Annotated in this window: 11 protein-coding genes, 1 tRNA gene, 1 pseudogene and 1 other annotated feature; of the genes and pseudogenes, 8 read left to right on the top strand and 5 right to left on the bottom strand. The window is 63.9% G+C overall.

What is annotated here, in order from left to right; genetic code table 11:
- Positions 1-1,308: aminopeptidase family protein P (locus FOY91_RS04100; protein ID WP_145148416.1), on the top strand; the 1,308-nt coding region annotated here is incomplete at its 5' end.
- Here the strand turns inward: FOY91_RS04100 and FOY91_RS04095 are convergent.
- Complete coding sequence (locus FOY91_RS04095) at positions 1,292-1,501, bottom strand: hypothetical protein (RefSeq protein WP_145148414.1); 210 nt, start codon at positions 1,499-1,501, stop codon at positions 1,292-1,294. The two genes, FOY91_RS04100 and FOY91_RS04095, sit on opposite strands and share 17 nt — an antisense overlap.
- Before the next feature lie 35 nt (positions 1,502-1,536).
- On the opposite strand from FOY91_RS04095, the gene FOY91_RS04090 reads away from it, so the two are divergent.
- Positions 1,537-1,611 (top strand) — tRNA-Thr (locus tag FOY91_RS04090).
- A 291-nt stretch (positions 1,612-1,902) separates the two neighbouring features.
- Here the strand turns inward: FOY91_RS04090 and FOY91_RS04085 are convergent.
- The 3 genes from FOY91_RS04085 to FOY91_RS04070 form a co-directional block, all read right to left on the bottom strand.
- The gene (locus FOY91_RS04085; protein WP_420822854.1) at positions 1,903-2,553 is read right to left on the bottom strand and encodes an SDR family NAD(P)-dependent oxidoreductase; all 651 of its coding nucleotides are present in this window, start codon (positions 2,551-2,553) and stop codon (positions 1,903-1,905) included.
- Positions 2,554-3,438: 885 nt separating this feature from the next.
- Entirely contained in the window at positions 3,439-3,780 is a 342-nt protein-coding gene (locus tag FOY91_RS04075; protein ID WP_145148410.1) for a hypothetical protein, read from the bottom strand.
- A 70-nt stretch (positions 3,781-3,850) separates the two neighbouring features.
- Positions 3,851-4,579, bottom strand: coding sequence for a hypothetical protein (locus tag FOY91_RS04070; RefSeq protein ID WP_145148408.1), 729 nt, complete (start codon positions 4,577-4,579; stop codon positions 3,851-3,853).
- A 724-nt stretch (positions 4,580-5,303) separates the two neighbouring features.
- Between FOY91_RS04070 and FOY91_RS04065 the strand changes: the two genes are divergently transcribed.
- The 4 genes and pseudogenes from FOY91_RS04065 to FOY91_RS22750 all read left to right on the top strand — a co-directional run.
- Positions 5,304-7,286 (top strand): S41 family peptidase, encoded by a 1,983-nt coding sequence (locus FOY91_RS04065; RefSeq protein ID WP_162527129.1) that lies wholly within the window; start codon positions 5,304-5,306, stop codon positions 7,284-7,286.
- A 276-nt stretch (positions 7,287-7,562) separates the two neighbouring features.
- Positions 7,563-8,030 carry a hypothetical protein gene (locus FOY91_RS04060; RefSeq protein ID WP_145148404.1) on the top strand — a complete coding sequence of 156 codons (468 nt, stop codon included), beginning with the start codon at positions 7,563-7,565 and terminating at the stop codon, positions 8,028-8,030.
- A 50-nt stretch (positions 8,031-8,080) separates the two neighbouring features.
- Positions 8,081-9,309, top strand: a protein-coding gene (locus FOY91_RS04055) for an IS3 family transposase (RefSeq protein WP_145148402.1) whose coding sequence is annotated in 2 segments (ribosomal slippage) — positions 8,081-8,369 and positions 8,369-9,309 — 1,230 coding nt in all. Because the reading frame shifts where the segments join, the coding sequence is not laid out codon by codon here.
- Positions 8,362-8,478, top strand: a sequence feature (AL1L pseudoknot). Its footprint overlaps the gene before it by 117 nt.
- Positions 9,310-9,327: 18 nt before the next feature.
- Positions 9,328-9,576: pseudogene (locus FOY91_RS22750) on the top strand (phage integrase central domain-containing protein); the annotation flags it as partial.
- Between the two features lie 24 nt (positions 9,577-9,600).
- Here FOY91_RS22750 and FOY91_RS04045 read toward each other — a convergent pair.
- The gene (locus FOY91_RS04045; protein ID WP_145148400.1) at positions 9,601-10,866 is read right to left on the bottom strand and encodes an Arm DNA-binding domain-containing protein; all 1,266 of its coding nucleotides are present in this window, start codon (positions 10,864-10,866) and stop codon (positions 9,601-9,603) included.
- Positions 10,867-11,420: 554 nt separating this feature from the next.
- Between FOY91_RS04045 and FOY91_RS04040 the strand changes: the two genes are divergently transcribed.
- Entirely contained in the window at positions 11,421-12,659 is a 1,239-nt protein-coding gene (locus FOY91_RS04040; RefSeq protein ID WP_145148398.1) for an acetyl-CoA hydrolase/transferase family protein, read from the top strand.
- An 80-nt stretch (positions 12,660-12,739) separates the two neighbouring features.
- Positions 12,740-13,393: a hypothetical protein gene (locus FOY91_RS04035; protein WP_145148396.1), complete on the top strand. Its 654-nt coding sequence runs from the start codon at positions 12,740-12,742 to the stop codon at positions 13,391-13,393.
- Positions 13,394-13,557 lie beyond the last annotated feature (164 nt).

Genomic DNA, 13,557 nt, shown 5'->3' with positions numbered 1-13,557 from the left:
GTCCACCCCGATACGCTCGCCGGCCGCTCCTCGGCCGACAAGCGGCAGGAGGTGGCCGACTGGCTGGCCGCCCGCCGCGCCGATACCGTCGTGCTGTCCGCGCTCGATTCGATCGCGTGGACGTTCAACGTGCGCGGCACCGATGTCGATCGCACGCCGGTGGCACTGGCCTATGCGCTGGTCCACGCCGATGCCACCGCCGACCTGTTCGTCGCCCCCGACAAGCTGGGCGAGGACGTGGCGCAGCATCTGGGCAACGCGGTGCGGCTGCATCCGCGCGCGGCCTTCCCCGCCCACCTCGCCACGCTGGGCGACAAGCGCGTCGCCGCCGATCCCGAACGCGCCGTCGCCGCCATCTTCGAGGCGCTGACGCAAGCGGGTGCGCAGGTGATCGAGGCGCGCGATCCGGTGGTGCTGCCCAAGGCGATCAAGAACGACGCCGAGATCGCCGGCCACAAGGCGGCGCAACTGCGCGACGGCGCGGCGCTGACCCGCTTTCTCCACTGGCTGTCGGTGGAGGCGCCGAACGGCGGGCTGACCGAACTCGACGCGGCGGCGAAGTTGCAGGCGTTCCGCGAGGAAACGGGTGTCCTGCGCGACCTGTCGTTCGATACCATTTCCGGGGCGGGACCGAATGGCGCGGTCGTCCATTATCGGGTGAGCGAGGAGACCAACCGCCCGATCGAGCGCGACTCGCTGTTCCTCGTCGATTCGGGCGGGCAGTATCAGGACGGCACCACCGACGTGACGCGCACCGTCGCCATCGGCACGCCCAGCCCGGAGATGCGCGACCGTTTCACCCGCGTGCTGCGCGGCCATGTCGCACTGGCCCGCGCGCGCTTTCCGCAAGGGACGCGCGGATCGCAACTGGACGTGCTGGCCCGGCAATATCTGTGGGCGGCGGGGCTGGATTATGCCCACGGCACCGGCCACGGCGTCGGCAGCTATCTGTCGGTGCACGAGGGGCCGCAGCGCATCGCCACCTTCGGCGGCGGCGACGAGCCGTTGCGCGCGGGCATGCTGCTGTCGAACGAGCCGGGCTATTACAAATCCGGCGAATACGGCATCCGCATCGAGAATCTGGTGCTGGTGGTGGCGGTGGAGATCGACGGCGCGGAAAAGTCGATGCTCGGCTTCGAGACGCAGACCTTCGCCCCGATCGATCGCGCACTGATCGACACCGCCGCGCTGACGCCGGACGAGCGCGAGTGGATCGACGCCTATCACGCCGAGGTGCGCGCGCGCATCGCCCCACAACTGGCGGCCGATGCACAGGCGTGGCTGGAGGGGGCTACCGCCCCGCTTTGAGCGGGGGATCGCCGACGGGCGGGGCCACCGGATCGGGCGCCTCGCCCCGCGCCTGTGCCTTGCGCCGCCGCAGATTGGCCCGCAACGCCTCCGCCAGTCTTCGTTCGCGATCGTCCGTTTCGGCCATGCCACCAGGATAACGCCCGCAAACGCCACCGCAACCCGCCTTGACGGCGGCCCCGGCTTTCTCCATAGCGCCGGCTCCATCGCGGGTCCGCCCACGATAGTGCTGCCGTAGCTCAGTGGTAGAGCGCATCCTTGGTAAGGCTGAGGTCGTGAGTTCAATCCTCACCGGCAGCACCATTTTTTCCACCGAAATCAACGCGATACAAATCCCCTTCGGGGAAGCTGCAACCGGTTCCGACGAACTGGAAGCGCCACGGAAGCAGTGCGGAAGCAATTCTGGGGTACGAGCGGCGGCGATTTCGTAGCTACGCGCGCGCCCCAGATGGTGGTGCCCGCGTGCCTTCGATGATGAGCGCGAGCAGAGAAGCTCGAACCATCATGTGTTTCGTCGATCGGTGCTTCGCGATGCCGCTTCGTTGCGCCGCTAGAAATCGTTGAAGACGGCTTTGGGGCCGCCGCGCGCAGCCATCAGACCTGCCGCATGCCCCCATCGACACAGAGTTCGATGCCCGCAATGAAGCTGGCCTCGTGGCTCAGCAGGAAAAGCGCGGCGGACGCGACCTCGGCCGGGAGTGCCATGCGTCCAAATGGGATTGGTGCTATCAGCGCGGCCCGGATCGCCTCGGGCACGCTCGCCATCATTGCGGTATCGGTCGGGCCCGGCGCGACGACGTTGACGCGGATGCCACGCGGCGCCAGTTCCGCGGTCCAGGTGCGCGCATAGGAGCGCAAGGCGGCCTTGGTTGCAGCATAGGTGCCGTAGGAGGGAACACCGGCCGAGCCCGCGATAGAACCGACGAGCACTACCGAGCTGCCGTCGCCCATCGCGCTCAGCGCCGCCTGCAAACCGAAGACCGCACCGCGGACGTTTACGTCGAAAAGACGGTCGAAATGGTCGGGTGTCTCGTCTTCCAAGGCCGCAGCCTCACTTATCCCCGCGTTGAGCACCAGCGCATCGATGCGGCCGTGCGCCCCTCGCACCGCCGCGGTCACGCGGGCCATATCCTCCGGCAGACTCGCGTCGCGGATCGCCTTGCGCACCACCTTGCGTGACAGATGCAGGTCCCGCGCTATCGCCTTCATGGCTTTCCCCGCCGCGAACTCGCGGCGGATCTTCAACACCGTCTCCAATACCAACATCCCGATCTCGCCGCCTGACATCCGCCAAGCACGCAGCCTAGACCACCGGGATGAGGGGTCCTTTTTCGACGCCGATCACCCCGCTACCGGGGTCCCTTTTCCACGCCGATCCACACCACGAAAAAGCCCGGCGGGTTAGGCCGACTCTAGCGCCCTGAAATCAGTGGATTCACAGGGCCTCACAACATAGGTACACGCCTGGTCTCACGGGGGACCGATCGATGCAGAACACCTCACATGCGGTTATGGCCCAGCGGACAGAGCCGAGCGATAGCCCCGACGATTTCCCGACCCCCCCATGGGCAACGCGGGCATTGCTCGAGCACGTGATCGGATCGGCTGGTCATAAGGAGCAGTCGTGCTTGGAGCCTGCATGCGGCGCCGGCCATATGGCGAAAGTACTCAAGGAGTATTTCGGGGAAGTACGCGCCTCGGACGCTTACGAGTACGGGTATGCGCCGGTTAGAGATTTCCTCACATACCCATATGAGACGAACGCCGTCGACTGGGTTATTACAAATCCGCCGTTCCGGCTTGCCGAGGATTTCGTTCTCCGGGCCCTCAGTGTCAGTCGGCGGGGTGTTGCCATATTGGCGAGAACCGTCTTTCTGGAAAGCTCCGGCCGTTACAACCGGATCTTTCGCGATACCCCGCCATCGGCATTCGCCCAATTTGTCGAGCGTGTTCCTATGGTGAAAGGGCGGCTGGACATGAACGCTAGCACGGCTACCGGGTATGCGTGGCTTGTCTGGGACAAGGGCTCAACCGGCGGACCTCGGTTGGTGTGGATTCCACCATGCCGCAAGGAGCTAGAGAAGCTGTCCGATTATCCACACGTCCCAAATAGCCGCATTAAAGCGTCGCTCAGGTCTCGTTAGTGTCGAATTTGACGGCGGCGGCCTTGATCTCCGTTAGAGCCGCTTCCATTGCAGATTCCCCGCCCTCCTCGATGAGCGTGAATGCCTTGCGGATAGCCTCTCGAATGCGCCTTCCCTTGATGCCAGGCGGCCCGCTCGGCGGCAGGTCGTGAGCGGGCGCCATCTCTAAGTCGCCATACTCGCCGCTCTTAACCTCCGCGATCCGCCCTTGGTTCACGCCGAACCATGCAGCAATGTCGTGATCTCGGTCACCGCGCGCCACCATGCCTAGAATTACTCGCGCGTCTGACTTGTAGAGACTGATCCCGCTTGCTTTGCCGCGCGCCATGGTAATGCCCTCGATTTTTCGGTGGGAGTGAAGCACACCGCCATCTGGGAGTCGAGAGCGCGAAAGCCCCTTAGTTCGGCTGCTCCTCCGCCCTCGCAGGCAGCATGAACTTCAACCCCTCGATCGCCTTCAGGACCTTATCTGCCTCTTCCTGCGAGCCGATGTTGCCAAGCAACCGGATCGCTTGGCCGGTAAAGCCGATCTCGAAACCGCCTACCGGGGGGAGAGGCGGTGCCGCCGCTGGCGGCGGGGTCTGGGGCTGCAACACTGTGAAATCCTCTTGGTCGTCGGGGCCATCATCATCGCCCGTCTCGTAATCCACAACCTCCTCCTGAACAACCGCCATCGTGTCTTTGAATGCCCGTATAGCGACGGGCACGGCGGCGGGCAGAAACTTCTTACGGCCCAAGAGGAAAGACTTAATCGCGTTATCGCTTGCCCCGTTGGGGAACTCCTCAAACAATTCCGCAAACAGCGCTGGGGCGTGCGCGGCGGCCTCGATGGCGCTCGACCGCTCTCGGTCGCCCTTCGCATGCACGAGGATAGCGAGCGCGCGATCTGTGACCCGCATGCCATCCGCTCCACCACTAAGCAGGCCGAACTTCGAGACGGCGGAGATCACGCCCAGCGAGGCGCCGTTGACTGTCTTATAGCCCATATGCTCGGCTACGACCTCTTTAGGCACCGTGTTGAGATGATCTTTCTCATACACCAGCCTTACTCGCTCGATTGCATCACCCAGTCCGATCACTGGGTAACGAGGGCTTCGCATTTTCCCGCCTGTGATATTGACCGCCATGACCCATCCTCCGCAACCTAGTCCCTACCCGTATAACATCGTTCCAAAGCCCGTTACAACATCGTTATACGCTGAAGGCGATTAGTTGTTGCGTATAGCCGGGACCGGAGTTATGAGTGGCGCCGAGGCACAGGGATGCCATGCTTGATGGAGGCGCCGATGTGATTTTGAGTGGGTCCGGGAGAGTTGCCCGGAATCGAAAAGGCCGACCTAACGGCCGGCCTCCCCGCAACCGGACGACAGGCGTCGCGGCTCCTCTGTGACATTTGGAGATTCGCACGTTCTGTCGTCCAAATCAAGGACGACGATATGACTCATATCCGGGCATATTACCGCATCCGCCACCGCAAGGTGGAACGGGTCCGGTCCCACTACCGCCGCCGTTAACCGGTAGGCGGCTCACCCTTTCCGTCAACACCTGGGGGTCGCTTCGGCGGCCCCTTTTTCTGTCTGAGGCGAACGTTCTCGGGCAACTCCGCAGGATCAACCCCTAGGAACCGCGCAAACGCTTCGTCCGGGTCCATGTCCAGCCCGAGGGGCTTTTCTCTCTCTGTCATGCGATCAGCGCCTTGTAGGTGAGGCGGCCGGCGGTCTGCGCGAGCAGCGCGTTGACGCGGTTGACATGGCTTCTTCTCATTCAGTTGTCGTGCGCCTCTTATTTGTAGTGACACCTTTCGATCGCAGCAGAAATAAGATAGTATCGAATCGTGCTGCGGGGGGCGGTATGGCGACGAAAGACAGACCCGGAAAATTAAAGGTCGCAAAGGCGCCTGCGGTAGCCAGAAGAGCGCGTGCGAAACCGGACAGGTCGGCCGCGCAAAAGGCAGCGCCCGCCTTTCGAGCGAAGCGCGGAGAGACGTTGCTACAGTCGCCGGGTGGTCAGGTCCTTGCCAAGACGTTCGCGCTCCAGGCGTCGACCGCGCTCCCCGTCTATCCCATTGCCGATCGCCTACAGGTGTTGGAGCAGCTCGCGCTGGCTCTGGAGGGCTTCTACGTCCACCTCCCGCGCAAAAAGGCGATCTACGGCTTTGATCCGGTGCGGGCGCTCGGCCTACTGCGGTTACGGGCGACCGCGTTGAGCGATGCGGAATTCCACGAGAACCTGGTCGAAATCGTTACGCGGGTCCGTGACCGCCACGTGTCATTTGCCGGGCGTTCGCCTTACGGACGAGCCGCTGTTTTGCCGTTCTTGGTCGAGAGCTGCTGGGAAGCCGGGAAGCAGGTCTATGTCGTGACCAAACTCACGGCCGGGGTTCCCATCAAGTCGCTGCAGCCAGGTGCGCGCGTCACGCACTGGAATGGCATCGCTATCGAGCGATATCTGAGGCTCAACGCGAACATGTTCGATGGCGGCAACGAAGCCTCGTCGCTCGCGCGCAGCCTCGCATTCCTCACCTACCGGCCGCTCGCGCAATTCGGGCCTCCGCTCGAGGAATGGGTCGATATCAAATTCACCCTGAACGGAGCGGTCCTCGAGGAGCGGTTTATCTGGGCCGGCTTCGACTCCGCCAGTGCCCCGCGATACCCGGCGGTCGGCCGTAACATCACGGGATATGGCGGCGATCTTCTTCTGGCCGGGCTTCAGGACGCGCGCCGTATCCAGACTGCGCCGGACTCGTTCGATCCTGCCCCACCACCAGCGAAGCCGGCGGGCGTGCCCACGATCGAGGGCAGCGGGGCCGGGGGCGTGTTCGACTATGGCCGGGTGACAACGGTCGACGGTACGTTCGCCTATCTTCGGTTCTGGTCGTTCGGTGCGAACAATATCGACGACATCGTCAACGCGGTCGCGGCCGTGCTCCCGGCGCTCCCACAGACCGGGCTCATATTCGACATGCGCGGCAACACCGGGGGCTATATCGCGGCGGGTGAGCGCGTGCTCCAGCTCTTCAGCGCCATGCCTGTAGTTCCAGCGCGGTTCCAGTTTCGCGTGACGCCGCTGACTCGCGCGATGGCAGAAGCCACGGACTACTTTGTTCGGTGGCGGCCGTCGTTCGCTGAAGCGTTCAGCACAGGAGACGACTACACTCGCGGCATCCCGATCGAGGGCGATGATGCCGATTATAATCAAGTCGGCAGAAAGTACCCTGGACCAGTCGTGCTCATCAGTGACGCGCTCGCTTTCAGCACCGCTGACATGTTTGCCGCCGGCTTTATCGACAATCGGCTTGGAAAGCTCATCTGCACCGACGCCAACATGGCGGCGGCAGGCGGCAACAATTGGCGCTGGGACGTCGTGAGGATGTTCAACCCCGACTTCAGGCTCGACGCCTCTCTCAAAGCCGATCTCATCGCTGGCAAGCTCAGCGCAGCGATCGTTGACGCCTTCAACGCTGCTGGCTGCTCTCTGTCGAAGAAGGCGGTGCTTTCACCCGGTGTTCCCGATGATGGCGACACGATCTGGACGATTCAGGACGGGGCGCTCGCTCACAGCGTGCGGGACTATCCGTGGATGAGCGCGACGCCGCTCGTCTACTTGGCGCGGAGCCCTGCCGGCCTGACGGACCTTCCGACGGGCTTCGTTCTCGGACTGACCATTCGGCGGGCGATCCGCGTCCGCAAAAACGAAGGTCGCGTACTGGAAGACACCGGGATTGAGCCGGACATCTTCTATCAGATGACCTTGCGGGACATCACCGATCACAATCAAGATCTTCTGGAGCGCGCCGGCAAGGAGCTGATCGTCGCGCAACCTCCGGCTGTTTGAAAGGAGGGGCAGATAGTGGCAGGCAAGAAAGATACGCCAGGGGATCCTGAGCTTTGGTCCACAATCATCGGCTGGCTTCGCTGGATTGCGCACCACATTCTCTATCTCGTCGCTGCCGCGATCTTGCTGACGATCGCCGCCTATTCAGCGGCGACATTTGCCCCAGAGACTACCCGGAGCTTGCTCTGTGAGAAGCTAAAGTTCTGTCCTGGGCCTGGGCCTGGGCCTGGGCCTGGGCCTGGGCCCCCACCCGCGGCCACGCGGCCTCGGGTCATTGTGTTCGACACCGCCTATCCCGGGCAGGCCTATAGCAAGGCCCTCACAGAGAATGGTGAGACCAACGCCCACTTCCTGGCCCAGCAACTGAGAGATCGGAAGCTCGATGCGATACCGGCGATCATTGGTCGGGATCAAGCCGCGCGGGACAACTTCCTGACCCCAGCGCCCGATCTTGTGATCGTCCACCGCTCGACCTTCGATCCGAAAGACTTAGGGACGGGCGATCGGGAAATCGCGCTTCTGATCGCGGCCGCGCCCAAGACGACCAAGTTCCTGATCTACTCGCGGAAGCCAGGCACGGACACGGCCTACGCGCAAAGCCTCGCGGCACGCGGCGGCGCGCCCGGTCGCGTGGTAGCGATCCAGCTCAAGACAGGCGACGCTTGGAGCGATCCTGACCAGATCAAGCTTCTGCTTAATGAGGCGGAGAGCCTGCTTCCGACCGCGTCACCAAAAGCGGCCTGAACCGCCTCGGGTTTGCCGGAGGCTCCAACTCCCGAGAAGGCGGAGCCTGTATGAGCAAGACGACGAACAAGTTTGCGCCCGAGGTCCGCGAGCGAGCGGTACGGATGGTGTTCGATCATGAGCGGGATCATCCATCGCGATGGGCGACGGTGGTGTCGATCGCGGAGAAGATCGGCTGCGTGCCGCAGACGCTGCACGAGTGGGTGAAGAAGGCCGAGGTCGACAGCGGCAAGCGCGCCGGTGTCCCGGCCGAGGTGGCGGACAAGGTAAAGGCGCTGGAACGCGAGGTCCGCGAGCTGCGGCAGGCCAACGAGATCCTGCGCAAGGCATCCGCGTATTTTGCTCAGGCGGAGCTCGACCGCCCGTTCAAGCGATGATCGGCTTCATTGACGATAACCGCGATGTCTATGGGGTCGAGCCGATCTGCCGCGTCCTGCCGATCGCCCCATCCACTTATCACGAGCGCGTTGCGCAGCGACAGGATCCAGCGCGCCTGTCGGCGCGGGCGCGGCAGGATGTGGCCCTCAAGCCCGAGATCACCCGCGTGTTCGCCGAGAACTTCGCGGTCTACGGCGTGCGCAAGGTCTGGCGGCAGATGATGCGGGAGGGCTTTGCGGTCGCGCGCTGCACCGTGGAACGGCTAATGCGCGAGATGGGCTTGGCAGGAGTAATCCGCGGTAAGCCGGTGCGCACGACCATCAGCGACAAAACGGCGCCATGCCCCCGCGACCACGTCAACCGGCAGTTCTACGCCCCAGCGCCGAACATGCTGTGGGTGTCCGACTTTACCTACGTCGCGACTTGGGCGGGGTTCGTCTACGTTGCCTTCGTCATCGACACCTACGCCCGCCGGATCGTCGGCTGGCGCGCCAGCAGGACAGCACATGCCAGCTTCGTTCTGGATGCGCTCGAGCAGGCGCTTCATGATCGGCGTCCGGCTCATCGCGGCGGCCTGGTCCACCATAGCGATCGCGGGTCGCAATACGTGTCTATCAAGTACACCGAGCGCCTTGCCGAAGCCGGGATCGAGCCCTCGGTCGGCAGCGTCGGCGACAGTTACGACAACGCTTTGGCCGAGACTATCAATGGCCTCTACAAGGCTGAGGTGATCCATCGCCGCGGACCCTGGCGCAGCTTCGAAGCAGTCGAGTACGCCACGCTGGAATGGGTCGATTGGTTCAACCATCGCCGGCTGCTCGAACCCATCGGCAACATCCCGCCTGCCGAAGCCAAAGATCAATATTATGCTGCCGCAGACAACATCGATATGGCAGCGTGACTCACAACCCATGCCTACATGGAAGCCATGCGTCCATCATGGCGCAACGCAAAGCATGCGGCACAATGGACCATGACCCTGACGAAATATGCGGCTCCGATCCGCGCACGGATGGTCGAGACGATCGCGACCCGCGACGTTCTGGAAGTGCTGCAACCGCTCTGGCAGCGCACGCCCGAGACAGCGGAGCGCCTGCGCGGCCGAATTGAGAACGTACTAGACTCTGCTAAAGCCAAAGGCCTGCGATCCGGCGAGAACCCGGCACGGTGGCGTGGCCACCTCGACCAGCTCTTACCCAAGCGGCAGCGGCTTTCGCGCGGCCACCATGCGGCGTTGCCTTATGTTGAGGTTCCTGCCTTCATGGCCGATCTGCGGGACCGGGAGGCGACGGCGGCGCGTGCGCTGGAGTTTGCGATTCTGACAGCGGCGCGCTCTGGTGAAGTGCTGGGCGCCACGTGGGCGGAAATCGACCTGAGCGCAGCGCTGTGGACCGTCCCGGCGATCCGGATGAAGGCGGGCCGTGCTTTCGCCGAACGTGCGCTGCACGATATAAGGTTGGCTGGCGGCGACGCGCATATCCTCGACCTTCCGGGGCTGCCCACTAAGGGTGACATCATGGATTGGGATGGCTCCGCAGACGATCTGCGGGCGCTCACAGGCGCGGCTGCGAACCCGCCGGCAGCGATGCTGCCCCTGATCGACATCAGCGCTTGGGAGGGCTTGGAGGTGCCTCCACGAGAGTGGGCGCTGCAAGATTGGATACCGGCGCGGCAGGCGGAAGGGCTCCGCGACTGCCTCTAGCGCTACCCATAGAACGACAAGTTCACCCAGGCGTAGGACCCGGGTGCGCTCTCCCTCCTTGTAGGGTCGCCCCATGCGGTGGAGCGGCGAGCGGTCGATATGTCCTTTCTCGATCATCCAGTTGTACATCGCCCGGAGCCACTTGTGCGCCTTGTTCGCCGCCGCCTCGCTTCGGTCGCCAATCGCGTTCAGAATGGCGGTGACATCCGCCTTCGTGATCTCGTCGATCGTTTTGCTGGTGAGCGCAGGCTTTAGGTCGCGCTCTACGACTCCCTTGATGTCCGTCTCGCTGCGCAACCTGTCGCGCTGTACATGCTCCTTTATCCAGATGTCGGCGAAGGCGGCGAACATGCGGTCGGCCCGGGCAGCCACGTCGGCGACGGCGGTTGCCTTGGCGGCGTCGCGCGCGGCCACGTTGTCCGTGCCTAGACGCACCTGCGACAGGAGCTCGACCGCTCGCTTGCGGGCGAGTTCCGCGGTCCAGGGCGATCCGTGCCGTCCGATCGTCAGCATTCGCTGTGGCGTGTCGGCGCCCCCCATGCGGTAGCGCAGCACATAGGTGCGGACCCCGTTGGCTGTGATCCGCACCCCGAAGCATTTCAACTCCGTGTCCCAAAGTACGCTCCGCGTGCCGGCTGCCGGCGGGACCATGCCGTCCACGGTTGACTTGTTGATGCGTGCGGTGGTCTTGTCGCGCCGCTTTGGAGCATGGAGGGTCACTTCGATCTCCCAATTCTGGCAGACCGGAATGGTCATCGCCGGGTCATCAGGCTGATGTTGAGTGCGGTCAGCTAAGATGATGTGCGATGAACTTTAGTCGCTGATTTTCAGTGACATAATGGCGAACGATGAAGTGAGATGAAGTCTAAAACACTACGATTATTATCATCTCAAGCCTTGGCAAGGCAGAGGTCGTGAGTTCAATCCTCACCGGCAGCACCATTTTTCCCCGAATGTAGAGATAAAGCGCCCTCCGGGGCAGGCAGCTGTGGGAAGCGGCGAGGTTTGCGTCCGCGCCTGGGGTCTTCGGCTTTCGGGACAGGAAGGAAAGCGGCGCCGTCCTCGATCCACGCTTCGTGTGTCCACGGTAGCCTCGGCGTCGGGCACATTGGAGCTGCCTTGGAACTCCGTCCGATAGGGGGTAGCACCAAACTTCAGGCGCTGATCGCTCGAGGCGATAAGCGACCCCGGATCAGAGGCACAGGAGAGGGCCTGCCGTGACACGATCCCCTCACATCGGACACTATCGCGATCGGCTGGTGAACGCCGCGGAGGCGGCCGCTCTCATTCCATCCGGTGCGAAGGCGACCATGGCCCTGGGTGCTGGCGCCCCGCCCGCCATACTTGCCGCCCTGGCGGAACGGGTGCGCGCGGGCGGGGTCCGCGATCTCTCCCTTTACTATCTTCTGTCGATGCCGAGCGCCGGCAGGAGCGTACTCGATTTCGCGCTGAGAGAGCATGTGACGCCCATGAGCTTCTTTCACGGGAGCGTCGAACGCGCGCTCGATGCGGTGCGCGTCGCGCAGCGACTCCCCGTCACCAGCGTGCTGCCGTCCAACTTCAGCCAGGTGCCGCGCGCCATGCGCGAGCATATCGGGGTCGACACACTGCTCGCCACCGTCTCGCCGATGGATGCGGACGGCAATTTCAGCCTCGGCACGAGCGTCGATTATTCGCTCGCCGTCTCGCGCAAACCCGGGGTGCGGGTGATCCTCGAGGTCAATCCCCGCATGCCGCATGTTCGCGGGGACAGCATGATCCACATCTCGCAGGTCGCGGCGCTCGTCGAGAACGAGGTGCCGCTGTTCGAGCTTGCCACCGCGCAAGGCTCCCCGGCCGACGATGCGATCGGCCGGATCATCGCCGGGCTGGTGGCAGATGGCGCCTGCCTCCAGATGGGCATCGGCGCGCTGCCCGATGCGGTATGCGCGGCGCTCCGCTACCATCGCCACCTGGGCATCCATACCGAGATGATGACCAGCGGCCTGGTCAGGCTCATCCGGTCGGGCGTCGTCGATAACAGCCGCAAGCAGATCCATGCCGGCCGGTCGATCTTCACCTTCGCGCTGGGCGATGCGGCACTCTACGACTTTCTGAACGACAACGAGGCTGTCGAGGCCCATCCCGTCGATCATGTGAACGACCCGGCGGTCATCGCGCGCAACGCCAACGTCGTGTCGGTGAATGCGACGCTGGAGGTCGATCTGCAGGGCGCGTGCAATTCCGAATATCGCAACGGCCGCCAGTATAGCGCCACGGGCGGACAGCTCGATTTCGTGCGCGGCGCCTATGCCTCGCCGGGCGGCAAGTCGATCATCGCCTGCCACTCCACCGCGGCGGGCGGCACGGTGTCGCGCATCGTGGCGAGGCTGAGCGGCCCGGTGACGACGCCGCGCACCGATACCCACATTGTCGTCACCGAATACGGCCATGCCGAACTGAAAGGTAAATCGACGGCGGAACGGGCGCGCGCGCTCATCGCCATCGCCCACCCGGATTTTCGCGACGGGCTGGCCGAAAGCGCCCGGGCCGAGGGACTGTTCCTCTAACCGGCCATTACTCAAATTGACGCCGGTCCGGCGACACGACCAGAACGACCCGTTCGAGATGACCGAAAAGGGTTTGGATCGTGGTCGTTGCTTTGCTTACCCTGCTGCATGTGCTGGTGTTCGTCTACTGGCTGGGCGGTGATCTCGGTGCCTTCTATACGTCCGGCTTCATGACTGATCCCAAACGCTCCGTGGCGGAGCGGATGATGGCCGTGAAGATCCTGAACAACATCGACATGGCGCCGCGCACCACCCTGATCCTGGCGTATCCGACCGGGCTGGCGCTCGCATGGGCGAAGGGGTGGGTCGATGTGTCCGGCCTCATCCCCGCCCTCATGGCGGTGCTGTTCGTGGGCTGGCTCGCGCTTGCATGGGCCGTCCACCTCCAGCATGGCGGCGGTGGCGCGATCAGGAAGCTCGATCTGGCGATCCGCTATCTGTGCGTGACGGCGTTCGGGCTTGCGGGGATCGCGGGACTGGCCGGCCTGCGGGAGATGCCCTTCTTCATCGCGGTGAAGCTGTGCCTGCTGGCCGGTTGCGTCGCGCTCGGGCTGGTCGTGCGGCGCCAGCTTGTTCCCCTGTTCGGCGCGATCCGCGAGATGACCGCCACCGGGCCGACGGCCGAGACCGACGCCACGATCAGGCAGGTCAACAACCGGGCGCGCGTGTCCGTCATCACCATCTGGGTGCTCGTCGGCCTGGCGGCCTATCTGGGTATCGCGACACCGGCGTAGAATCCGGTGACGGAAAGCTGACCCGCTCATCCTGAAGGGGGACCGAGCGAAGACGAAGCCCCGTCTCGAAGGACGTCGATGCCACCCTGCCCTCCTTGGAGACGCCATTTCGGCAGGCTCAATGGCCCAACAGGATAAGCGGTCGGGGGTCCGGCCTCGTATCA

The organism is Alterirhizorhabdus solaris (assembly GCF_007785815.1).
In the GTDB taxonomy this organism is placed as follows: domain Bacteria; phylum Pseudomonadota; class Alphaproteobacteria; order Sphingomonadales; family Sphingomonadaceae; genus Alterirhizorhabdus; species Alterirhizorhabdus solaris.
The sequence above is the reverse complement of the archived record's forward strand: the minus strand, read 5'-3'. Positions and strand labels throughout refer to the sequence as shown.

What these genes read in the sequence shown, in the direction of transcription:
- FOY91_RS04075 (WP_145148410.1), bottom strand. Translation starts at nt 3,780, where the DNA reads ATGGCGCGCGGCAAAGCAAGCGGGATCAGTCTCTACAAGTCAGACGCG.
- FOY91_RS04070 (WP_145148408.1), bottom strand. Translation starts at nt 4,579, where the DNA reads ATGGCGGTCAATATCACAGGCGGGAAAATGCGAAGCCCTCGTTACCCA.
- FOY91_RS04040 (WP_145148398.1), top strand. Translation starts at nt 11,421, where the DNA reads ATGGCCCTGGGTGCTGGCGCCCCGCCCGCCATACTTGCCGCCCTGGCG.
- FOY91_RS04045 (WP_145148400.1), bottom strand. Translation starts at nt 10,866, where the DNA reads ATGACCATTCCGGTCTGCCAGAATTGGGAGATCGAAGTGACCCTCCAT.
- FOY91_RS04095 (WP_145148414.1), bottom strand. Translation starts at nt 1,501, where the DNA reads ATGGAGAAAGCCGGGGCCGCCGTCAAGGCGGGTTGCGGTGGCGTTTGC.
- FOY91_RS04065 (WP_162527129.1), top strand. Translation starts at nt 5,304, where the DNA reads ATGGCGACGAAAGACAGACCCGGAAAATTAAAGGTCGCAAAGGCGCCT.